The sequence below is a fragment of the Micromonospora sp. NPDC005252 genome (genome assembly GCF_042872475.1).
Lineage (GTDB): Bacteria > Actinomycetota > Actinomycetes > Mycobacteriales > Micromonosporaceae > Micromonospora.
The window spans coordinates 891,194-912,164 of record NZ_JBIAKN010000001.1; the positions used below are offsets into that span (position 1 = coordinate 891,194).

Sequence of the window (20,971 nt, forward strand, 5' to 3'; positions counted from 1 at the left end):
TCGGCGTCCGGGGGCGCGGCGGGGTAGAACGGACCTCATGGACCTCAGCGACCAGCCCACCGCCCTGCTCCCGGGTGACGTGCGGATCCCCCTGCTCGGCTTCGGCACCTGGCAGGCCACCGGCCAGGCGGGCTACGACGCCGTGCTGGCCGCGCTCGACACCGGCTACCGGCACCTCGACACCGCGACCATGTACGGCAACGAGCGGGAGGTCGGCCGAGCGGTCCAGGAGAGCGGGCTGCGTCGCGAGGACATCTTCATCACCACCAAGCTCCCGCCCGACCGGACGGGCCGGGAGCGCGAGACGTTGGAGGCCAGCCTGGAGGCGCTCGGCGTCGACCAGGTGGACCTCTGGTTGATCCACTGGCCGCCGTCCGCCAGTGCCAGCATCCCGATGTGGCGGGAGTTGCTGGCCGCCCGGAACGAGAACCTGACCCGTGCCGTCGGGGTCAGCAACTACAGCACGGGCGACATCGACGAGTTGATCCAGTCGACGGAGGAGAACCCGGCGGTCAACCAGATCCGGTGGAGCCCCGCGCTGTACGACCGGCAGCGGCACGCCGAGCACCGGGACCGGGGCGTGGTGCTGGAGGGGTACAGCCCCTTCAAGAACAGCGATCTCAGCGATCCGGTGCTGACCAGGATCGCCGCGGCGCACGGCGTCTCCCCGGCTCAGGTGGTGCTGCGCTGGCACATCGACCACGAGATCGTGGTGATCCCGAAGTCGGTGACCCCGGAGCGGATCAGCGCCAACTTCGACGTCTTCCACTTCTCGTTGACGGCGGAGGAGATGCGCGACATCGACGCGCTCGGCGACGCCTGAATCGGCGGATTCCTTCAAGACGCGGCCCGGCCGTGAAGGGTATCGACATCGACGCTCATGACGGTATAGCGTGCCGTCATCACGCTCGTCGATGCGTGTGAACCCGTCGCCGCTGGAGGACCGCCATGGCCCGATCCCCGTCCGTCCGTCTGCGCCGTCGTGGGGTGCTCGGCATCCCCGCGCTGGTGGCCGCCGCCCTCACCGTCGTGGTCCGGCCCGCCCCGGCGAGCGCCGCGCCGAAGGCCGAGTGCCTGGCCGACCTGCTCCGGGACTCCTGATGGCCACGATCGGGTGGCTCGTGGACGTGCTGCGCGGCGCCGGGGTCCAGGTCGTCGTCGAGGGGGACTGGCTCAACCGGATGCGGCCCGGCTCCTTCGACCCGATCGGGGTGCTCTGGCACCACACCGCCTCGACCTCCAGCGCCAGCAACCCGCACCCCGCGCTCGGCATCTGCATCAACGGCCGCTCCGACCTGGCCGGCCCGCTCTGTCAGGCGCTCGTCGACTACAACGGCGTCTTCCACGTCATCTCCGCCGGCCGCTGCAACCACGCCGGGGTCAGCGGTGGCAGTGGACCCATCCCCGCCGGTGACGGCAACACCCTGATGATCGGGTGGGAGATCGACTACAACGGCGTCGACCAGGAGATGACCGCCGCGCAGTACAGCGCGTCGATCGCCGCGACCGCCGCCGTGCTCACCCGCCTCGGCCGGGACAGCAGCTACGCCCGCGGGCACCGGGAGACCAGCACAACCGGCAAGATCGACCCGTCCTTCATCGACCTGAACGTGATGCGCGCCGACGTCGCCGCGAGGATGGCCGGCGGCGGAACGGCGTGGTCCTCCACGGTGGACAACACGACCTCCGGTCGGTTCACCGCCAGCGCCAACTGGGGTGTGTCGACGTTCTCCAGCCAGCGGTACGGCGCCGACTACCGCTACGCCGATCCGGTCGCGGCCAGCGATCCGGCCTGGTACAGGTTCAACGTGCCGGCGACCGGCACTTACCGGGTCGAGGCCTGGTGGCCGACGAACAGCGGCTACAACAGCGCCACCCCGTACATCGTCGCCACCACCACCGGCAACCAGACGGTGTACGTGGACCAGCGCGCGACCGGCGGGCAGTGGCGCGTCCTCGGCACGTTCACCCTGCCGGCGGGCGACGCCAACCGGGTGGCGGTGAGCCGCTGGAGCAACGCGGCGGGCCTGGTCATCGCCGACGCCGTACGCCTCACCCGGGTCTGACCCTCGACGGCGCTGCCCCGGCTTGACGCGCCCGTCCCGGCTTGATCGACTCGACCTCCCGGAAGTCGGGGTGTCCCACGTGCGAGGATGCCCCGACTTCAAGGAACCCGAGTGGATCTACTGCGTGGTGGGGGCGCGACCGCATGGTCGCGCCCCCACGACAGTTCAGGCGCGGGAGCAGCTGGTGCCGTTGAGCGAGAAGCTGGTCGGGGACGAATACGACCCGCTCAGCGTGCCCTGGTAGCCGAAGCTGGCCGTGCCGCCGGGCGCGATCGACCCGTTGTGGCTCACGTTCCGGGCGGTCACCGCGGATCCGCTCTGGCTCACCGTGGCGTTCCAGGCGTTGGTGACCGTCTGCCCGCCGGGCAGGTTGTAGGTAAGCGTCCAGCCGTTGATCGCGCTGGACCCGGTGTTGGTGATCTGCACGTCGGCGGTGAAGCCGTTGTTCCACGAGTTCGCCGTGTACTTCACCGCGCAGCCCGAGCTGCCGCCCGGCGGGGGCGTGGTCGGTGGCCGGGTGGTCGGCGGCGGGTTGGTGGGCGGGGTGCCGCCGCCGTTGACGTTGGCCGAGAACGAGGTCACCGCGAGACCGACGCCCCCCTGCCACGGCTCGAAGCCGGCCTGGATGCTGGTCAGGTACCAGGAGTTGGTGATCGCGCCCCGGTTGCGGGTGTCGTTGATGAAGTCCAGCACGCTGAAGTTCAGGCTGGAGACCGCCGACGACGCGACGTAGGAGATGACGTTGTTGGAGCCGTTGCTGCCGCGCCACACCTCCCAGGTCCGGCCGGCCAGGTTGGTCGTGCCGACCACCGAGCCGATGGGCTGGATCGGGCCCTGACGGTTGAGCCAGATCATGATCTCCATCTGGTTCACCCCGTCCCGCTTGGGCGACGGGTCCAGCCAGATGTCGTACGCCGCGTCGTAGGTGGCGCCGCTGACGTACCGGTAGGAGATGCTGCTGGTGGCGCTGCTGATCTGGCTCACCTGGATCGGCAGGTTCGTGCCGGGGGAGCAGTTGGTGTAGTGACAACCCAAGAAGATCGACGGGTACGCCGTGGGCGCCCCGTTGGTGGGGCTGCTGCCGTTCTGCGTGGTGATCTCGAAGCCGTTGCTGGTGACGTTGATGCACTGCTGGGCGGAGGTGCCCCAGCGGTTGTTCTGCACGACGTAGCGACCCTGGATCACGGTCGAGCCGTACTGTTCGCAGATCTGCGTGTCGGCGGAGGCGCTGCCGCTGAGGGCCACGGCGACGAGCGAGCTGGCGACCAGCAGCCCGGCGGCGGCCAGGACCCGAAGTTGACGTTTCATGACGCTCCTTGACTCGGCGCGTGCCGGGCGCCGGCTGTGGTGGGGTGGTGCGGGAGCGCTCCCACGCTCAACGACACATTTACATGCTTGAAACCGAGGCGCAACCGCCCGCGTCAAACTGGTGAATTGTGAGGATCGCCATCCTGCCGCCGAACGGGCGTCCAAGGGCGGCCAGCTAAGCGGCGCGGACGGCCGAGGAGCCGCTCGGGCGGGCCGATCGGGCTCTGGTGTGCGCCGATCGCTCCGAGTAGCGTGTTGCCTCCGACGCGTGCCGTTCCCCCTCCGGAGGCGTACACCACCATGCGTAGCTCCCCCCTGCGCATTCTCATCGTCGGCGCGGGCATCGCCGGCCTGGCCGTGGCTCGGGCCCTGCGCCTGGCGGGTTTCCGGCCGGACGTCACCGACAAGCTGCCGCCGGGGGAGTCGACCGAGACCGGCCTGTACCTGCCCGGCAACGCCGCCCGCGCGCTGCACCGGCTGGACCTGCACGACCCGGTCCGACCGCTCGGGCAGGTGATCCACCGGCAGCGCTTCTTCGACGCCGCTGGGCTGCCCCTCTGCGAGGTGGACCTCGACGCCCTCTGGGCCGGCGTCGGCGAGTGCCGGGCGCTGCCCCGGGCGGACCTGCACCGGGTGCTGCTCAGCGGCGCCGGCGGCGCCGTCCGACACGGCGCCGAGGTCCGCACCCTCGATCTGCTTCCGCGCGCCGTCGGGGTCACCTTCACCGACGGCACCAGCACCGAGTACGACCTGGTCATCGGCGCCGACGGGCCGCGTTCCTCGGTCCGGGCCCTGGCCGCGCTCGGCGGGCCGCCCCGCCCGGCCGGGCACGTCGTCTACCGGGCCGTCCTGCGTGACGGCCCGCCCGTCACCGACTGGACCGCCCTGCTCGGGCAGCGCTCCGGCCTGCTGCTGGTGCCGATCGGGGAGGGGCGGCTGCACTGCTACGCCGACGAGGCGGGCACCGAGCCGCCCGCCGACCCGCTGGCCCGGCTGCGCGAACTCTTCGCCGACTACCGGGGCCCGGTGCCCGAGGTGCTGGCGATGCTCGACCGGGTGCACGCCGGGATCACCGACGAGGTCGAGCTGGGCCGCTGGTACCGGGGCCGGGTGCTGCTGGTCGGCGACGCCGCGCACGCCACCGCGCCGACCCTGTCCCAGGGTGCCGCGATGGCCCTGGAGGACGCCGTGGTGCTGGCCGAGTCGCTGCGCGCCGCCGGCAGCGTGGAGGCGGCGCTGGTGGCGTACGAGAGTCGTCGTCGCCCGCGTACCCGCTGGGTGGCCGACCGGACCCGGGACCGCAACCGGACCAGGGACGTGCCGCCGGCGCTGCGCGACCCGCTGTTGCGCGGACGTGGCGGACGGATCTTCGGGGAGCATTACCGGTTGCTGGTCGGCCCGCTGTAGGCCCGTAGTAGATCGTGTCACGCCACCCCACGCGGCGCTGCGACCTGCCGGGGACTATCCTCCTTGCGGATGACGGCCCGCCGATAAACAGCGTGTGCCGAGCGGGACAACCGAGAACCGGAGGCCACTCGTGACCACCGTCGCACCCAAGCCGGTCGTGACCCGGCCCTGGCCGGTCCGGGAGCCGGTCAAGGGGTCGGCCATCGCGCGGCTGCTGCGTACCACGGACGCGAAGCAGATCGGGATCATGTACATGGTCACCGCGTTCGTGTTCTTCATGGTCGGCGGCCTGATGGCCCTGATCATGCGGGCTGAGCTGGCCCGACCCGGGCTGCAGTTCCTGTCGCCCGAGCAGTACAACCAGCTCTTCACGATGCACGGCACGATCATGCTGCTGTTCTTCGCGACGCCGATCGTGTTCGCCTTCGCGAACTACATCGTGCCGATCCAGATCGGCGCGCCCGACGTTTCCTTCCCCCGCCTGAACAGCTTCGCCTACTGGCTGTACCTGTTCGGCGGCACGATGGCGACCGCCGGTTTCATCACCCCGGGCGGCGCCGCCGACTTCGGCTGGTTCGCGTACGCGCCGCTGAGCAGCGTCGAGCACTCGCCCGGCGTCGGCGCCAACATGTGGATCATGGGTCTGGCCATCTCCGGCCTGGGCACCATCCTCGGCGCGGTGAACATGATCACCACGGTGCTCACCCTGCGTGCGCCCGGCATGACCATGTTCCGGATGCCGATCTTCACCTGGAACATCCTGGTCACCAGCCTCCTGGTGATCCTGGTCTTCCCGCTGCTGGCCGCCGCGCTGTTCGCGCTCGCCGCGGACCGCATCCTCGGCGCCCACGTGTACGACCCGGCGACCGGTGGGCCGATGCTCTGGCAGCATCTGTTCTGGTTCTTCGGGCATCCCGAGGTCTACATCGTGGCGCTGCCGTTCTTCGGCATCATCAGCGAGATCATCCCGGTCTTCTCCCGCAAGCCGATCTTCGGCTACAAGGGTCTGGTCGCCGCGACCGTCGCGATCGCCGCGCTCTCGATGAGCGTCTGGGCGCACCACATGTTCGCCACCGGCCAGGTGCTGCTGCCGTTCTTCAGCTTCCTGAGCTACCTGATCGCGGTGCCGACCGGCATGAAGTTCTTCAACTGGATCGGCACCATGTGGCGGGGCCAGATCAGCTTCGAGACGCCGATGCTGTGGGCGGTCGGCTTCCTGGTCACCTTCCTCTTCGGCGGTCTCACCGGTGTGCTGCTGGCCAGCCCGCCGCTCGACTTCCACGTGTCGGACTCGTACTTCGTGGTGGCGCACTTCCACTACGTGCTCTTCGGCACCATCGTGTTCGCCGTCTTCGCCGGCATCTACTTCTGGTTCCCGAAGATGTTCGGCCGGATGCTCGACGAGCGCCTGGGCAAGGTGCACTTCTGGCTCACCATGATCGGCTTCCACACCACCTTCCTGGTGCAGCACTGGCTCGGCGCCGAGGGCATGCCCCGCCGGTACGCCGACTACCTGCCCGGCGACGGTTTCACCACGCTGAACACGATCTCCACGGTCGGCGCGTTCATCACCGGTATCTCCACGCTGCCGTTCATCTACAACTGCTGGAAGTCGTACAAGACCGGTCCAGTGGTCGAGGTGAACGACCCCTGGGGTCACGGCAACTCGCTGGAGTGGGCGACCAGCAGCCCGCCGCCGCTGCGCAACTTCGACCGGATGCCCCGGATCCGCTCCGAGCGGCCGGCGTTCGACGCGAAGTTCCCGGAGCTGGCCGCCGGTCAGAGCCTGGCCGGCCCGCCGGAGGGTGGCTCCAAGCCGCTCACCAGCGAGTCGGACGGCGGTGCTCGCTACAGCGAGGACATCGCCAGCGACATCGACCGGCACTGACGCTCAACCCGCTCGACCGTACGAAGGGCGCCGCCCCCGGGACCACCGGGAGCGGCGCCCTTCGCCATGTCCCGCCCTGGCTGGCCCAGCCCCGGTCCGACCCGGCTCTGACGGTCCGCCCTACCGTGCTGCGCGCTCGGCGCTGATGGCCCCGCTCGGCGATGGCCTGCTCTGGCCGGGCTCAACCCCCGCCGTTCTACTCCCCGCCCTCCTTTGCGCGGCCGGCGTCGCACCGCTCGGCCGGCTTCCGGAGGTGACCGTACTGACGAGCGATATACCTGTGAGACATATTTATGCCTCACAGGTATATCCGTGTGTGTATGCATGCCGTCAACCGACGTCCGAGGGGTCCTGCCACCGGCACCATCGCCCGCCGCGACTGGCCGTCGCCCGAGGTAGCCAGCGGCAGTCAGCGGGCGGCGGGGGCGAGATCGGCCTCGACCGGCGGCGGGGTGGCCGCGTCGGCGTGGCGACGGCGGCGCAGCTCGCCGGGGAGCACGATCAGGGTGACCAGCGCGCCGAGCGCTCCGGTCACCACGAAGCCCCAGAGCGGCGCGCTGCCGTCGATCACCGCGCCGGCGAGCGGTGCGCCGACCGCGATGCCGACGGTGACCGCCGAACCGTGCAGGCCCATCGCCTCGCCGCGTACCTCGGCCGGGGCCAGACGGCTGACGGCGTCGGAGGAGGCCGCGATGGTCGGCGCGCACAGCGCGCCGGCCGGGATCAGCGCCAGGCAGAGCAGCCACCAGTGCGCGCCGCCCAACCCGACCGGGATGGTGCAGAGCGCGAGTGCGGCGGTGAGGGCCAGCGGGGAGAGCGAGCGGTGCACCGCCCCGTAGGCGAAGCCGCCGGCCAGGGAGGCGATCGCCCAGCCAGCCAGCACGACGCCGGTCCAGCCGACCTCGCCGCTGGCCCGCAGGACGGCGACCACCGCGACGTCGGTGCCGCCGAGCACCAGGGTGGCGGCGGCGCTGAGCGCCAGCACGGCGAGCAGTCGGGGCGTCAGCCACTCCCGCCGAGGCACCTGGCGCCGTGGGCCGGCGGGTTCGGCGGCGCCGCGGATCGGCGGGTTCACCAGCCACAGGGCGATCCCGGCGGCGACGATGCCGCCGCCGACGAGGTACATGGTGGTCTGCGCCGAGATCGCGGTGACCAGGGCCACCGCCAGCGCCGGGCCGATCATGAAGGACAGCTCGACGGACATGGAGTCCAACGCGTACGCCGGCCGTCGTTGATCTTCCGGGACCAGCGCGGCGATCGACTGGCGGACCACCGAGAAGATGGGCAGGGCCAAGGAGCCGGCCACGAAGGCGGCCGGCAGCAGCACGGGGTACGGCAGCGTGGGCGCGGTGGACCAGAAGATCGCCTCGGCGATGGCGGTGAGCACCAGAACCGGACGCAGACCACGCCGGTCGACCAGTCGGCCGAGCAGCGGCCCACCGATCGCAGCGCCCACGGTGATGGCGGCGCCCACCAGGCCGGCCGCGCCGTAGCCCCGGTCGAGGTCGAGCACGACGTGGAAGGTCAGCGTGACCCCGGTCGCGGTGAGCGGGATGCGGGCGAGGACGGCGACCAGCAGCAGCGACCGCAGGCCGGGCAGTGCGAGGGCTGCGCGGTAAGGCTTCATGTTCACGTTGGTCCGTACCTCCGGCGACATCCTCGACGGAGGGTGGACCATTGGCCAATAAATTACCGCCTCATGCGGCCCTGATCACAGGCTCGCCGTGCAGGATCACGCCGGCGCCGTCCATCGCCCGCAGCGCCACGTCGGTCGTCTCCGGAGCGACCGCGGCGGTCAACTCCAGCAGGACGGTGGTGGCGAAGCCCTCCCGGGCGGCGTCGAGCGCGGTGGCGCGGACGCAGTGGTCGGTGGCGATGCCGACCACGTCGACCCGGTCCACGTCGTGCCGACGCAGCCAGTCGGCCAGGCACTCGCCGTCGTCGGCGTGCCCCTCGAATCCGGAGTACGCCGCCGCGTGCTCGCCCTTGTGAAAGATCGCCTCGACCCGACCGGTCTCCAGCTCGGGGTGGAACTCAGAGCCGCTGGTGCCGACCACGCAGTGCCGGGGCCACGACTCGACGAAGTCCGGCGGATCGCCGAAGTGCGCGCCCGGGTCGATGTGATAGTCCTTCGTCGCGACCACGTGCCGCCACCGGTCCGGCTCGGCGGCGAGCAGCCGGGAGATCCCGGCGGCCACCCCGGCGCCACCCGGGACGGCCAGCGAGCCGCCCTCACAGAAGTCGTTCTGCACGTCCACGATGATCAGCGCGTCGGCCATCGGGGGTCCCTTCGAGGTCGGATCGGCGGGCTCAGGCGGCGGGTACGACAGTGACCGGCACGGCCGGGTCGCCGGCCGAGAGCTTCAGCCCCTCCCACGGGATGGAGATGAGGCACTCGCGCAGGTGCTCCCGGGACTCGTCGAGGGTGGGCAGACCCGCGGGTTCGCCGTCGATCACGTACGAGCGCTGGAGCATCCGGTCGTTGGCCTGCCGGTCGGGCACACCCTGGGGGACGATGATCTCCTCCGTGGCGGTGCCGGTCGGCTTGTGCCGGCGGACCGCGACCTTGCGCCCACCGATGGTCGCCTTGTGCTCGGAGCGCTTCACCACCGGGCGGCCCTCGACCTCGACGAGCTTGTAGACCAGCCCCGCCGTGGGCGCCCCGGAGCCGGTGACCACTGCCGTCCCCGCGCCGTACATGTCGACCGGCTCGGCGGCCAGCGCCGCGATCGAGTACTCGTCCAGGTCGCCCGAGACAATGATCTTCGTCTCGGTGGCGCCCAGTGAGTCCAGCAGTTCCCGGGACTGCTGCGCGATCACCGCGAGGTCACCCGAGTCGATCCGGATCGCCCGCAGCTCCGGCCCGGCCACCGCGATCGCGTTGCGGATGCCCTGGCTGATGTCGTACGTGTCGACCAGCAGCGTGGTGTCCTTGCCCAGCGTGGCCACCTGCGAGGCGAACGCGGCCCGCTCGTCGTCGTGCAGCAGGGTGAACGCGTGTGCCGCCGTGCCCGCCGTCGGGATGCCGTAGCGCTCGCCGGCAGCGAGGTTGGAGGTGAACCGGAAACCGGCCAGGTACGCGGCCCGCGCCGCCGCCACCGCCGCCTCCTCGTGTGCCCGGCGCGATCCCATCTCGATCAGCGCCCGGCCCCGGGCGGCGGTGACCATCCGCGCCGCGGCGGCGGCCACCGCGCAGTCGTGGTTGAGCACGGAGAGCGCCAGCGTCTCCAGCACCACGCACTCGGCGAAGCCGCCGGAGACGGTCAGGATCGGCGAACCGGGGAAGAACAGCTCACCCTCGGCGTACCCGTCGATGTCGCCGGTGAAGCGGTAGTCGGTGAGCCAGGCCGCCGCCGCCTCGTCGACCACTCCGGTGCGGCGCAGGAAGTCGACCTCCGCCGGGTCGAACCGGAAGTCGCGGATCAGCTCGATCAGCCGCGCGGTGCCGGCGACGACGCCGTAGCGCCGGCCGCTGGGCAGCCGACGGCTGAACACCTCGAAGACACAGCGGCGGTCGGCGGTGCCGTCCTTGAGTGCCGCACTGACCATGGTCAGCTCGTAGTGGTCGGTCAGCAGCGCGGGGCGGAGGGTGCTCACCGCCCCAGCCTAAGGTTCAGCCCGCGCCGCCGCCCTCGTGGCCCGGGATCGACCGCAGCGCGGCCCACAGCTCGGACCGGCCGGTCACTCCGAGCTTGGCGTAGATCCGCTGCAGGTGGTTCTCCACGGTGCGGGCGGAGAGGTAGAGCCGCTCGGCGATGGCCTTGCTGGTCGCACCGTGCGCGGCGAGGCGGGCCACCTGCCACTCGCGTTCGGTCAGCACCGGCGCCCCGGCCCGCAGCGCCGGCGTGCGGATCAGGTCGCAGCGGCTGAGCAGCCCCGCCAGACGCTCGCGGGCCTCGCCGGCCGCCACCGAGTGCTGCTGGCGCAGCCGGTGCAGAGCCTGTGCGGTGGCCTCGGCGGCGTACACCGTCAGCTCCAGCGCGGCGTAGTCGTCGGCGACCGCGAGCAGATCCGCGGCGGAGTCGGTCACCGCGGCCCGGGCGTGCCGGGCCAGCAGCGGTGGGAGCACGCCGTCCACCTGCTCGGACAGCTCGGCGAGGCGCTGCGCCACGGTGCGCCGCCCACCGTCGGAGCAGGTGGGCCCGACGGGCGCGCCGGCCTGCTCCAACCGGACCAGGTCGTGCAGAACGTGCACCTCGTGCCCGGCGAAACCGTCCGCGCGCAGCCGGTCGGCCAGGTCGTTGAGCTGCTTCACGGCGCCCGGCAGGTCACCCGACGCGGCGAGCACCGCACCCCGGGCCTGCTCCAGCCACGGGTAGAGCACCGCCATGCCCGGCGCGTGGGTGCGGTCGGCCTCGGCCATCGCCTCGGCGGCCTGCGCCGCGTCTCCGCGCAGCGCCGCCGCCTGGGCCCGCTCGGCCTGGGCCAGACCGGCGTAGACCCGGCTGGTCGCCAGCACCGCGCAGGCGCCCAACGACGTCCGCATCGCCGAGTCGCTCTGCCCGCGCAGCCGCGCGGCGTACGCCTGGAGAATGGCCAGGTATCCGGTGCCGAGCCGGAAGTCACCGGCACCGGCCAGGTCGGCGAACTCGTCGGCCACGATCGCGTCGATCCCGACGAGGTCGCCGGTGAGCATGAGCCGGGTGCCGCGGGCCAGCTCCAGGGCCAGTTGCAGGTACGGCATGTCGGTGCGCCAACTGGCCGCGGCGGAGTGCACCTGCGCGATGGCCGCGCCGCTGCGCGACAGCTGACCCTGGGCGGCCTGGACGTACGCGATGGTGCTGCGGGCCAGTTCACGGGCGGCGATGCCGGCGGCGGGCCGATCGAGCACGGTCTGGCTGAGCCGTACGGCGGTGACCGTGTCGAGCCGGTGCAGCCGCATGATTGCCTCGAAGGCGTGCACCCGGGCGCGGTCGGCCGAGTCGCCGAGCTCCTCGACCCGGCTCGCGATCTCCTCCACCGTGGACTCTTGACTGAGCCCCCAGTAGCTGACCATGCCGCGGACGGTCAGCCACCGGCAGAGCCGCCGCTCGTCCCCGGCCTCCGGGGTCACCGCGTCGAGAACGGTGATCGCCTCGTCCGGTCGGTCGGCGAACATCAGAATCGTGGCCAGCAGCTCCGCCGCGTCCGAGCCGCCGTCGGCGTTCAGCGCGGCCCGGGCCAGCCGGGTCGCCAGCGGTACGTCGTAGCGGGTGAACGCCTGCATCGCGGCGTCCACGAGCAGGGCGGCGTCCTGTGCGGTGCCCGAGTCGAGCCGCCAGACCGCCACCCGCAGCAGGTCGTCGCGGCGGCGCTTGCCGACCTGTTCCAGCAGCTCGGCGAGGTGCGCCTGGAGGCGTCGGGTGCGGCTGACCGGGCACCGGCGACGCATCACCTCGCCGTAGAGCGGGTGGGCCAGGCGTACGTTGGTCCGCCGGTCGTGCTGGACGACGGTGATCAGGCCGCGTTCCTCGGCGTACTCCACATCGGACTGCTCGGCGGCCTGGTTGAGCAGGTGAAGGCCGAGTGGCTCGCCGAAGGCGACCAGCTCGACGACCGTGCGAACGCCGTCGGTGAGCTGCCCGACGCGGGTGTCGATCAGCTCGGTGAGGCTGGGTGCCAGCTCCAGCCGCCCGGTCCACTTCCAGATCCCGTAGGTGCGCTTCAACTCCTCGCTGCCGCTGGCGGCGTGCACCAGCTCGCGCAGCAGCAGCGGGTTGCCGGCCGACAGCCGGCCGAGCCGGTCGGCGGAGCCGGCGTCGACCGGGCCGCCCAGGATCGCCGCCAGCAGGCCGGCGGTCTCCGACGGTGGCATGGGGGTCAGCTCGACGTGCTCGACCAGGTCGTCGGTCCAGAGTGCGCGGATCGGCAGCGGGATCTGTTCGCCGTCGCGCAGGGTGCCCACGACTGTGGCGTTGTCGGCGCGGGCGACCAGATGCACCAGCGCCGCGGAGGGCGGGTCGAGCAGGTGCGCGTCGTCGATGGCGAGCACGATCCGGCGGCCGGCGGCCTGCTGTTGCAGAACGCCCAGCGCCCAGCGGAGTATGCCGGCGGGGGAGAGGCCCTGGGGCTGCTCCGCCGGGAGGACCTGCACCAGCCCGCCGAAGGGCAGCGCCGCCGTGGTGGCGCTGGCCGCGATGGACCAGATCGCGTACCGGTCGGTGGGCAGGGTGTTGACGCCCTCGCGTAGCAGCCGGCTCTTGCCGATGCCCGCGCTGCCGCTGAAGAAGAGCCCTCGGCCGGCCTCGCCGGTCACCGCCGCCAGCAGGCGGTTGAGCTCATCGGTTCGGCCGACGAACTTCCATCGACTCATCCGCGCAGCATATCCATCGAATTCCGTCCGCGCCCGCACCGTCACGCACCGAAGTTGAGTAGTCGCACAATTACCGGTGAGTATCCGAACTGTTCCGCCTGGTCGGCCGGCCGAACGTACTCTTCCGGCATCCGGGTAGTGTCACCGGAATTCCACGCGACCGGCGCGCCGGTCGCCTGCCCCGGGAGGCCACCCGATGCAGCAGGGCCCTCTCCCTTCGCTCGACTCGCCCGGTGACATGGCCAGCTCAGCCGACCTGCCGAGCTGCAGCCCGCTGCCCACCGACCTCGGCGTGCCCCGTCCCCGGGCGGACGAGCCGCTCGGCGTGGTCGCCGTCGGCCCGGCCGGCGCCGACCGGCGTGCGGTCCTCGCCAGCCTCGTCGGGCTCGACCCGGTGATGCTCACCGTGCCGGCGGGCAGTTGGCTGCTGGTCCGGCACGCCCAGGTGCCCACGCGGGCGGCCTTCGTCCCCGGCTACCGCCAGCCGCACTCGTACGGCGCGGACCGGGACGCCGCCGGCCCGGCGTTGGCCCGCCCACCCCGGCGGGTCGAGCTGAGCGTGCCCGAGCCCCTGCTGCGCCACTTCACCCTGGTCGACACACCGGACACGGGCGCGCTCGGCGTGGCCGGCGTCCGGGTGCTGCGCGAGGCCGTCGGCCGGGCCGGCGCGCTGCTCTTCGTGATCGCGGCCGACCAGGCGTTCACGGCCCAGGAGCTGAATCTGCTCGCCGACGTGGCCGCTGCCCCGGTGGAGGTCGTCTTCGCGGTGACCCCGGGTGCGGCCGGTTGGGCGCCGCCGGCCGACGGCGGGGTGCTGACGGAGGACGCGGGGGCGTCCGTCTCGCCGCCCGACGGCCGGCCGGATGAGGTGGACCCGGTGGCGGTGATCGTCGAGGCGCACCGGGCGGCGCTGCTGGCCGCGGTCCCCTCCCTGGCCGGCGCGCGGTGGTTCCCGGTCGACGGCGCCGATTCCGCCGCCGACCTGCGCCGGGCGCTGGTGGGCTGGTCGGCGAACGAGGGGTTGCAGCGGGCCAGCGCCGATCCGCCCGTGCTGCCGGGGCAGCACGACCGGGTGGCGGTGTCCGCCGACCCGGGGGACTGGTCCGAGCGGCTCGACCGACAGGTCCGGTCCTGCTCCCAGCGGATCCGCCAGCACCTGGCACTGGAGTTGGCGAACGTCCATCTCCGGGCCGTCCAGGAGATCGTCTTCGGGGTCGGCTGCGCCGGCCTGCCGGACCTGCTCGACCGGGAGATGGCGGCGTTGTCGCTGCTGGCCACCGCGCAGTGCGACCACGCGGTGCGGGGCATCGTGGCCGACACCGCCGCCCAGGTGCTCGGCGCGACACCGACCGAGGGCGTCCGCCGCCGGATCGCCACCGCCGTCCAGTACGGCCTGGCCGACCACCGCTCCGGGCGCGACCTGGACCGGGTCCTGCTGATCACGAGTACGGCGGGTGTGGCCGGGCTGACCGGCGCGGAGGCGATCGACGCGCTCGCCGGCTATCCGACGGCGACCCGTGACGAGGTGCTTCCGCCGGTCGCGGTGGCGCTCTCCGGCGGGTGCTGGCAGCAGTGGCGTACCCCGGGCAACGATGACCACAGCGCCGCGCGCGCCTGGTCCCAGCGGGCGTTGCGGGAGGTCGAGTTGGAGCTTTCCCGGGAGATCTCCCGACGGTTCGAGGTGATCCGCCTCTCGCTGGGCGTGGTGCTCTCCGATGCAGTCGACCACGGCATCCTGCTCGCCTGACGGCGTGGCCATCTCCCGGCTCGGGCCCGCCCCGCGCCTCGCGTCCGACGGGGTGCGGGCCGGCTCCGGGGTGGCCACGGCGGGTGATCCTGGTTCGCCCGGCGTTCCGGTTCCTCGGTTCCGGGAAACCGGTGGCACGATGGGGGGCATGGCGGCTCCACAGGTTGCACCGGTCGAGACGCCGGCCACTGACGAGGTGCCGGCGCCCGACCGGCAATGGGTGACGATCGTGTGGGACGACCCGGTCAACCTGATGACGTACGTGACCTGGGTCTTCCAGAAGCTGTTCGGCTACAGCCGGGAGAGGGCGGAGCAGCTCATGCTGGACGTGCACCACAAGGGCCGCGCCGTGGTCTCCACGGGCGCCCGGGAGCGGATGGAGCACGACGCGTCGCAGTTGCACGCGTACGGGCTGTGGGCGACGGTGGACCGCTCGTGAGCATGTTCCGGCGGCAGGCCGGCCGCTATGTCGCCACCTTCGCCGTGGACGAAGTGCGGGTGCTGCGAAAGGTCGCCTCCGAGGTGGTCGGTCTGCTCACCGACGGTTTCGACCACACGGACCCGGTCGTGGGCCGGCTGTTCCCGGCGGTCTACCCGAAGGATGCGAGCGGCACCGCCGAGTTCCGCCGCTACACCGAGGGTGATCTGAAGACTGCCAAGATCGACCAGGCCGGGGCCATTCTGGCCGCGCTGCCCGACGAGGCCGGCGGCGAGGTGCGGTTGGACGCCGAGGCGGCGGAGGCGTGGCTGCGGGCGCTCAACGACGCGCGGCTGGCGATGGGCGTCCGGCTGGAGATCAAGGACGGCACTGACCTGGGTGAGGAGTTGGACGACGCGGTGACCGAGGATCCCGGCTCCAGCCGGGTGTTCCAACTGTCGGTCTACGCGTACCTCGGGTATCTACAGGAGTCGCTGCTCAACGCCTTGATCGACGAGGCGTGACCGGCACCACTTCAGGGCCTGCCCGGTAGGCGTTAGGCTGGTGCACGTGCTGAGCATCGACCGGTCGATCATCGACGCGATCGTCGCCCACGCGCGCCGGGACCACCCCGACGAGGCGTGCGGCGTCGTCGCCGGTGCCGTCGGCAGCGACACCCCGACCCGGCACATCCCGATGGACAATGCCGCCCGGTCGATGACCTTCTACGAGTTCGACTCGATGGAGCATCTGCGGGTGTGGCGGGAGATGGACGACCGGGACGAGGAGCCCGTGGTCATCTACCACTCGCACACCGCCACCGAGGCGTACCCGTCCCGCACCGATGTCTCCTTCGCCGGCGAGCCGGGCGCGCACTACCTGCTCGTCTCGACCCGTGAGCCCGACTCGGAGGAGATCCGGTCGTTCCGGATCGTCGACGGCGTGGTGACCGAGGAGCCGGTCCAGATCGTGGAGGCCGGGGTCGACCCGCACGCCGTGCAGTCCTACATGTTCGGGCAGAGCCCGGCGACGGTCGACTACGAGTGTTCCGGCCGCTGACCCGTCAGCGTTCGCACCCGTTCCGTCCCGTCACCGTTGGCACACCCGTTTGAGGAGCACGACATCATGGCCATCGAGGTTCGCATCCCCACCATCCTGCGCAGTTACACCGGCGGCGCCAAGGTCGTCGAGGGCGCCGGCGACACGCTGGGCGACCTGCTCACCGACCTGGACTCCCGGCACGCCGGGCTGCGTGGCCGCCTGATCACCGAGGCCGGCGCGCTGCACCGTTTCGTGAACGTCTACGTCAACGACGAGGACGTCCGCTTCCTCGGTGCGCTCGACGCGAAGCTCTCCGACGGCGACAGCGTCACCATCCTGCCGGCCGTGGCCGGCGGCGCGTTCGGCTTCGCCGCGGCAGCGGCGATCAGCTCGCACAGCGCCGCGGCAGCGGCGATCAGCTCGCACCGCGCGGCGACCGCCGTCGCCGCGCGCTGAGGGCGGCCGCCATGGCGCGGTACGACAGCCTGCTCGACGCCTGTGGGGGCACGCCGCTCGTTGGTCTGCCCCGGCTCTCGCCGACGGTGCCCGACGGCGCGCCGCCGGTGCGGCTCTGGGCGAAGCTGGAGGACCGGAACCCGACGGGCAGCATCAAGGACCGCGCGGCGCTGTTCATGGTCCGCGCGGCGGAGGAGGCCGGCCGACTCCGGGCGGGTGACACCATCCTGGAGCCGACCAGCGGCAACACCGGCATCTCGCTGGCGATGGTGGCCAAGCTGCGCGGGTACCGGCTGGTCTGCGTGATGCCCGAGAACGTCTCCACCGAGCGGGTCCAGCTGCTCCGCATGTACGGGGCGGAGATCATCTTCTCGGAGGCGGCGGGCGGGTCCAACCAGGCCGTCGCGACGGCCAAGCAGATCGCCGCCGAGCACCCGGACTGGGTGATGCTCTACCAGTACGGCAACGAGGCCAACGCGCGGGCGCACTACGAGACGACCGGTCCGGAGCTGCTGCACGACCTGCCCACCATCACGCACTTCGTGGCCGGGTTGGGCACCACCGGCACCCTGATGGGCACCGGGCGCTACCTGCGCGAGAAGGTCGAGGGCATCCAGGTCGTGGCGGCCGAGCCGCGCTACGGCGAGCTGGTCTACGGCCTGCGCAACATCGACGAGGGGTACGTGCCGGAGCTGTACGACGCCTCGGTGCTGTCCCGGCGCTTCTCGGTCGGCACCCGGGACGCGGTGCTGCGGACCCGTCAGCTCGTCGAGGTGGAGGGCATCTTCGCCGGGTTCTCCACCGGCGCGATCCTGCACGCCGCGCTGGCGGTGGCGCACGAGGCGGTCCGCGACGGCCGGCGTGCCGATGTGGCGTTCGTGGTCTGCGACGGCGGCTGGAAGTATCTGTCCACCGGCGCGTACGGCGGCACCCTCGCGGATGCCGAGGACGCGCTGGAGGGGCAGCTCTGGGCCTGACCGCAGGGGTTTTGCGCGAACGGGCCATCGGCGTACGCGTCGGTGGCCCGTTCGTCGCCCGCGCCGCTGTGAGCGGGTGTCACGTTCGTGACAACTTCCAACGGATGATTCTTGTCCTCGGGCACCCCAGCGTAGGCTGCGCAGCGTGGCGTACGCGTCGGTAGAGATCATGGCCGGGACGACCGCCGGCATGGATGCTACTGACAGTGACAGTGAGACGACCCGATGCGACTGACTGTCCTGGGGTGTGCCGGTAGCTTTCCCGGCCCCGAGTCGCCGTGCTCCGCCTATCTCGTCGAGGCGGACGGCTTCCGCCTCCTGGTCGACTTCGGCTCGGGGTCGCTGTCCAGCCTCCAGCGCTACGTAGGGCTGCACGCCCCCGACGCGATCCTGCTGACCCACCTGCACTGTGACCACATCCTCGACGCCGTGTCGTACGTGGTGGTCCGCCGGTACGCCCCGGACGGCCCCTACCCGCCGTTGCCGGTGTACGCGCCCTCGGGCGCACCGGACCGGCTCAGCGCCGCGTACGGCGACGACGGCACGGTGGAGGACGTCTACCAGTTCTACGCGTTGCAGCCGGGCACCTTCCCGATCGGGCCGTTCACCGTCACCGTCGACCGGGTCAACCATCCCGTCGAGACGTACGGCGTGCGGTTGGAGCACGGCGGTCGGTCGCTGTGCTACTCGTCGGACACCGCGCCCTGCGACGCGTTGCTGCGCCTGGCGCAGAATGCCGACGTGTTCCTGTGCGAGGCCAGTTACCTCGACGGCGTGGACAATCCTCCGGACCTGCACCTGACCGGCCGGGAGGCGGGCGAGACGGCGACCAAGGCGGTGGTGGGCCGGCTGCTGCTCACCCACCTGGTCGCGGCGTGGGGCAGCGAGGCGCACACGTTGGAGTCGGCTGCCGCCGCGTACACCGGGCCGCTCGAGGTGGTCCGGGCCGGCGCCAGCTACGACATCTGACCGCCGCGCGGCGGTGTTGTGCCGAACTGTTCGCCGGCCGGTCAGCGGCCGGTCGCCTGGGGCACCCGTGGCACCAGCACGGTGTGGGCATGCGGATCGCCATCGTGACCGAGTCGTTCCCGCCGGACGTGAACGGCGTCGCGCACTCCGTGGTGCGCACGGCGGAGCACCTGCTGGCCCGGGGCCACGAACCGGTCGTCATCGCGCCCGCACCACCCGGGGCGGCGCGGCGGGACATCGAGGGGCTGCCCTACCCGGTGGTGCGTATCCCGAGCGTGCCGTTGCCCCGTTACCAGGGCTTCCGGCTGGGCGTGCCGACCACCAACCGGCTGGCGGGGGCGTTGCTGTCGGCCGCGCCCGACGTGGTGCACCTGGCCAGCCCGTTCATCCTCGGCGCCCGGGCGGCCACCCTCGCCAGCCGGTACGGGCTGCCCATGGTGGCGGTCTACCAGACCGACGTGGCGGCCTACGCCAGGGCGTACCGGGTGAGTTGGGGTGAGGCCGCCGCGTGGCGGCGGCTTCGGGAGATCCACAATCTGGCGCAGCGGACCCTCGCGCCGTCGACCCGGGCGGCGGCCGACCTGATCGCCAACGGGGTGCAGCGGATCTGGTTGTGGGGCCGGGGCGTGGACGCCGTCCGGTTCGACCCGGCCAAGCGGTGCGCGGACCTGCGGCACCGGCTGGCCCCCGGCGGGGAGCTGCTGGTCGGCTACGTCGGCCGGCTGGCCCCGGAGAAGCGGGTGGAGCTGCTGGCGGCGACGTCCCGGCTGCCGGGCGTGCGGGTCGTGGTGGCCGGCGACGGCCCCGCCCGCCGCCAGCTGGCCCGGGCGCTGCCGGGGGTGAACTTCCTCGGGGTGCAGCACGGCGAGGACCTGGCCCGGCTCTACGCCAGCCTGGACGTGTTCGTGCACACCGGGCCGCACGAGACGTTCGGCCAGACCCTCCAGGAGGCGCTGGCCTCCGGGGTGCCGGTGGTCGCGCCGGCCAGTGGCGGGCCTGTCGATCTGGTCGACTCGGGAACGACCGGGCTGCTGGTCCCGCCGGACGACGGGGACGCCCTCGCCGCCGCGGTGGCCGAGCTGGCCGGGGACGCCGACCGGCGGCGGGCGTACGGGGTGGCCGCCCGGGCCGCGGTCCGCCGGCGCAGTTGGGCGGCCGTCGGCGACGAGCTGGTCGGGCACTACCGCGCGGTACGCGCCCAGGCCGCCACCGTGGGCCTGCCGGCCGCGTCGTGACGGGGACGGCCGGCGGGCTGCGGATCGTCCGGCTCGCGAACTTCGTGACCGCGCGCTCCGGTGGCCTGCGCACCGCGCTGCGACACCTCGGCGAGGGCTACCGCGCGGCGGGGCACGATCCGGTGCTTGTGGTGCCCGGTCGACGCGACGCCCACGAGTGGCACCCGTGGGGTCGGGTGGTGACCCTGCCCGGCGTGGAGCTGCCCGGCACCGGCGGCTACCGGCTGCTGGCCGGCCGGCAGCGGCTGGCCCGGGTGCTCGCCGAGCTGGCGCCGGACCGGCTGGAGGTGTCCGACCGGTCGTCGCTGCGTTGGACGGGCGGCTGGGCGAAGGCGCACGGGGTGCCGTCGGTGATGGTCTCGCACGAGTCGCTGACCGGGCTGCTCGGCCAGTGGGGTGTGCCGGACGTGCTGCGGCGGCCGATCGCCGACCGGCTCAATCGAGCCACCAGCCGGGCGTACGACCGGATCGTGTGCACGACCCGGTGGGCGGCCGAGGAGTTCGACCGCATCGGCGCCGACAACGTGGATCTCGTGCCGCTCGGGGTGGACCTGGACACCTTCGGACCGGACCGGGCCGACCCGGGGATGCGTGAGCGCTACGCCGATTCGACCGAACTGCTGCTCGTACACTGCGCCCGGTTGTCTCCGGAGAAGCGGCCGGAGCTGGCGGTCGAAACCCTCGTCGAGCTGCGCCGCTCGGGCGTGCCGGCGGTGCTGGTGCTGGCCGGGGACGGGCCGTTGCGCGCGTCGCTGGCCCGCCGGGCCGCCGGCCTGCCGGTCACGTTCACCGGTCACCTGCCCGACCGCGCGACGGTGGCCGCGCTGCTCGCCAGCGCGGACGTGGTGCTGGCGCCCGGCCCGGTGGAGACCTTCGGCCTCGCCGGGTTGGAGGCGCTGGCCTGCGGCACCCCGGTGGTGGTGAACGCCGCGAGCGCGTTGCCCGAGGTGGTCGGCTCGGCCGGGCTGGCCGCGTACGGCTCCGGGGCGTCGATGGCCGAGGCCGTGACCCGGCTCGTGGCCCGGCCGGAGGCGGCGCGGCGGCGGGCCGCCCGCGCTCGGGCCCAGGAGTTCGGCTGGCCGGCGGCGGTCGCCGGATTCCTGCGGGTGCACGACGCGCACGCTGCTCGGGACACCCCGGGGGAGGCGGATCGCCGCACCGCATAGG

General features: G+C 72.4%; 19 protein-coding genes. 14 read left to right on the forward strand and 5 right to left on the reverse strand.

What is annotated here, in order from left to right; translation table 11 throughout:
* Positions 1–37 precede the first annotated feature (37 nt).
* The 3 genes from ACFYPH_RS04340 to ACFYPH_RS04350 all read left to right on the forward strand — a co-directional run bounded on the left by ACFYPH_RS04340 (position 38) and on the right by ACFYPH_RS04350 (position 2,066).
* On the forward strand, positions 38–823 hold the full coding sequence (locus ACFYPH_RS04340) for an aldo/keto reductase (protein ID WP_387178845.1): 786 nt from the start codon (positions 38–40) through the stop codon (positions 821–823).
* 125 nt (positions 824–948) lie between these two features.
* Positions 949–1,101 (forward strand): hypothetical protein, encoded by a 153-nt coding sequence (locus ACFYPH_RS04345; protein WP_354863251.1) that lies wholly within the window; start codon positions 949–951, stop codon positions 1,099–1,101.
* A complete protein-coding gene (locus ACFYPH_RS04350; RefSeq protein WP_387178848.1) occupies positions 1,101–2,066 on the forward strand; it encodes an N-acetylmuramoyl-L-alanine amidase in 966 nt (321 codons plus the stop codon). The genes ACFYPH_RS04345 and ACFYPH_RS04350 overlap by 1 nt, the downstream gene beginning before the upstream one ends.
* A 165-nt stretch (positions 2,067–2,231) precedes the next feature.
* Here the strand turns inward: ACFYPH_RS04350 and ACFYPH_RS04355 are convergent, their stop codons facing one another.
* The gene (locus tag ACFYPH_RS04355; protein ID WP_354855122.1) at positions 2,232–3,374 is read right to left on the reverse strand and encodes a cellulose binding domain-containing protein; all 1,143 of its coding nucleotides are present in this window, start codon (positions 3,372–3,374) and stop codon (positions 2,232–2,234) included.
* 300 nt (positions 3,375–3,674) lie between these two features.
* On the opposite strand from ACFYPH_RS04355, the gene ACFYPH_RS04360 reads away from it, so the two are divergent.
* The gene (locus ACFYPH_RS04360) at positions 3,675–4,781 is read left to right on the forward strand and encodes an FAD-dependent monooxygenase (RefSeq protein ID WP_354855123.1); all 1,107 of its coding nucleotides are present in this window, start codon (positions 3,675–3,677) and stop codon (positions 4,779–4,781) included.
* 130 nt (positions 4,782–4,911) lie between these two features.
* A complete protein-coding gene (ctaD, locus tag ACFYPH_RS04365) occupies positions 4,912–6,669 on the forward strand; it encodes a cytochrome c oxidase subunit I (protein ID WP_354855124.1) in 1,758 nt (585 codons plus the stop codon).
* Between the two features lie 409 nt (positions 6,670–7,078).
* Here the strand turns inward: ctaD and ACFYPH_RS04370 are convergent, their stop codons facing one another.
* From ACFYPH_RS04370 to ACFYPH_RS04385, 4 genes are read right to left on the reverse strand one after another with little or no spacing between them, the layout of a single operon-like run.
* On the reverse strand, positions 7,079–8,326 hold the full coding sequence (locus ACFYPH_RS04370; RefSeq protein ID WP_354855125.1) for an MFS transporter: 1,248 nt from the start codon (positions 8,324–8,326) through the stop codon (positions 7,079–7,081).
* A 40-nt stretch (positions 8,327–8,366) separates the two neighbouring features.
* The gene (locus ACFYPH_RS04375) at positions 8,367–8,948 is read right to left on the reverse strand and encodes a nicotinamidase (RefSeq protein WP_354855126.1); all 582 of its coding nucleotides are present in this window, start codon (positions 8,946–8,948) and stop codon (positions 8,367–8,369) included.
* A gap of 31 nt (positions 8,949–8,979) precedes the next feature.
* Positions 8,980–10,266, reverse strand: coding sequence for a nicotinate phosphoribosyltransferase (locus ACFYPH_RS04380; RefSeq protein WP_387178854.1), 1,287 nt, complete (start codon positions 10,264–10,266; stop codon positions 8,980–8,982).
* Positions 10,267–10,282: 16 nt separating this feature from the next.
* Complete coding sequence (locus ACFYPH_RS04385) at positions 10,283–12,961, reverse strand: LuxR C-terminal-related transcriptional regulator (protein ID WP_355066917.1); 2,679 nt, start codon at positions 12,959–12,961, stop codon at positions 10,283–10,285.
* A 238-nt stretch (positions 12,962–13,199) separates the two neighbouring features.
* On the opposite strand from ACFYPH_RS04385, the gene ACFYPH_RS04390 reads away from it, so the two are divergent.
* The 9 genes from ACFYPH_RS04390 to ACFYPH_RS04430 all read left to right on the forward strand — a co-directional run bounded on the left by ACFYPH_RS04390 (position 13,200) and on the right by ACFYPH_RS04430 (position 20,970).
* Positions 13,200–14,708 carry a hypothetical protein gene (locus ACFYPH_RS04390; RefSeq protein WP_387178858.1) on the forward strand — a complete coding sequence of 503 codons (1,509 nt, stop codon included), beginning with the start codon at positions 13,200–13,202 and terminating at the stop codon, positions 14,706–14,708.
* Positions 14,709–14,856: 148 nt separating this feature from the next.
* Entirely contained in the window at positions 14,857–15,147 is a 291-nt protein-coding gene (gene clpS / locus ACFYPH_RS04395) for an ATP-dependent Clp protease adapter ClpS (RefSeq protein ID WP_234581506.1), read from the forward strand.
* Positions 15,148–15,149: 2 nt separating this feature from the next.
* Positions 15,150–15,650, forward strand: coding sequence for a DUF2017 domain-containing protein (locus ACFYPH_RS04400; protein WP_354855215.1), 501 nt, complete (start codon positions 15,150–15,152; stop codon positions 15,648–15,650).
* 46 nt (positions 15,651–15,696) lie between these two features.
* A complete protein-coding gene (locus ACFYPH_RS04405; RefSeq protein WP_354855130.1) occupies positions 15,697–16,185 on the forward strand; it encodes a M67 family metallopeptidase in 489 nt (162 codons plus the stop codon).
* A gap of 66 nt (positions 16,186–16,251) precedes the next feature.
* Complete coding sequence (locus ACFYPH_RS04410) at positions 16,252–16,623, forward strand: MoaD family protein (RefSeq protein WP_387178862.1); 372 nt, start codon at positions 16,252–16,254, stop codon at positions 16,621–16,623.
* Between the two features lie 11 nt (positions 16,624–16,634).
* Positions 16,635–17,600 (forward strand): cysteine synthase, encoded by a 966-nt coding sequence (locus ACFYPH_RS04415; protein ID WP_354855132.1) that lies wholly within the window; start codon positions 16,635–16,637, stop codon positions 17,598–17,600.
* A 225-nt stretch (positions 17,601–17,825) separates the two neighbouring features.
* Positions 17,826–18,569, forward strand: a complete 744-nt coding sequence (locus tag ACFYPH_RS04420) for an MBL fold metallo-hydrolase (protein ID WP_354855133.1) — start codon at positions 17,826–17,828, stop codon at positions 18,567–18,569.
* An 89-nt stretch (positions 18,570–18,658) separates the two neighbouring features.
* Positions 18,659–19,804, forward strand: a complete 1,146-nt coding sequence (locus ACFYPH_RS04425; RefSeq protein ID WP_387178866.1) for a glycosyltransferase family 4 protein — start codon at positions 18,659–18,661, stop codon at positions 19,802–19,804.
* Complete coding sequence (locus tag ACFYPH_RS04430) at positions 19,801–20,970, forward strand: glycosyltransferase (RefSeq protein ID WP_387178869.1); 1,170 nt, start codon at positions 19,801–19,803, stop codon at positions 20,968–20,970. Before ACFYPH_RS04425 ends, ACFYPH_RS04430 begins: the two co-directional genes overlap by 4 nt.
* Position 20,971: the final 1 nt, after the last annotated feature.

Coding starts and splice junctions, on each gene's coding strand:
- ACFYPH_RS04410 (WP_387178862.1), top strand. CDS start 16,252: ATGGCCATCGAGGTTCGCATCCCCACCATCCTGCGCAGTTACACCGGC.
- ACFYPH_RS04355 (WP_354855122.1), bottom strand. CDS start 3,374: ATGAAACGTCAACTTCGGGTCCTGGCCGCCGCCGGGCTGCTGGTCGCC.
- ACFYPH_RS04390 (WP_387178858.1), top strand. CDS start 13,200: ATGGCCAGCTCAGCCGACCTGCCGAGCTGCAGCCCGCTGCCCACCGAC.
- ACFYPH_RS04350 (WP_387178848.1), top strand. CDS start 1,101: ATGGCCACGATCGGGTGGCTCGTGGACGTGCTGCGCGGCGCCGGGGTC.
- clpS (WP_234581506.1), top strand. CDS start 14,857: ATGGCGGCTCCACAGGTTGCACCGGTCGAGACGCCGGCCACTGACGAG.
- ACFYPH_RS04400 (WP_354855215.1), top strand. CDS start 15,150: ATGTTCCGGCGGCAGGCCGGCCGCTATGTCGCCACCTTCGCCGTGGAC.
- ACFYPH_RS04360 (WP_354855123.1), top strand. CDS start 3,675: ATGCGTAGCTCCCCCCTGCGCATTCTCATCGTCGGCGCGGGCATCGCC.
- ACFYPH_RS04340 (WP_387178845.1), top strand. CDS start 38: ATGGACCTCAGCGACCAGCCCACCGCCCTGCTCCCGGGTGACGTGCGG.
- ACFYPH_RS04345 (WP_354863251.1), top strand. CDS start 949: ATGGCCCGATCCCCGTCCGTCCGTCTGCGCCGTCGTGGGGTGCTCGGC.
- ACFYPH_RS04425 (WP_387178866.1), top strand. CDS start 18,659: ATGCGGATCGCCATCGTGACCGAGTCGTTCCCGCCGGACGTGAACGGC.
- ACFYPH_RS04385 (WP_355066917.1), bottom strand. CDS start 12,961: ATGAGTCGATGGAAGTTCGTCGGCCGAACCGATGAGCTCAACCGCCTG.
- ACFYPH_RS04375 (WP_354855126.1), bottom strand. CDS start 8,948: ATGGCCGACGCGCTGATCATCGTGGACGTGCAGAACGACTTCTGTGAG.
- ACFYPH_RS04415 (WP_354855132.1), top strand. CDS start 16,635: ATGGCGCGGTACGACAGCCTGCTCGACGCCTGTGGGGGCACGCCGCTC.
- ACFYPH_RS04370 (WP_354855125.1), bottom strand. CDS start 8,326: ATGTCGCCGGAGGTACGGACCAACGTGAACATGAAGCCTTACCGCGCA.
- ACFYPH_RS04420 (WP_354855133.1), top strand. CDS start 17,826: ATGCGACTGACTGTCCTGGGGTGTGCCGGTAGCTTTCCCGGCCCCGAG.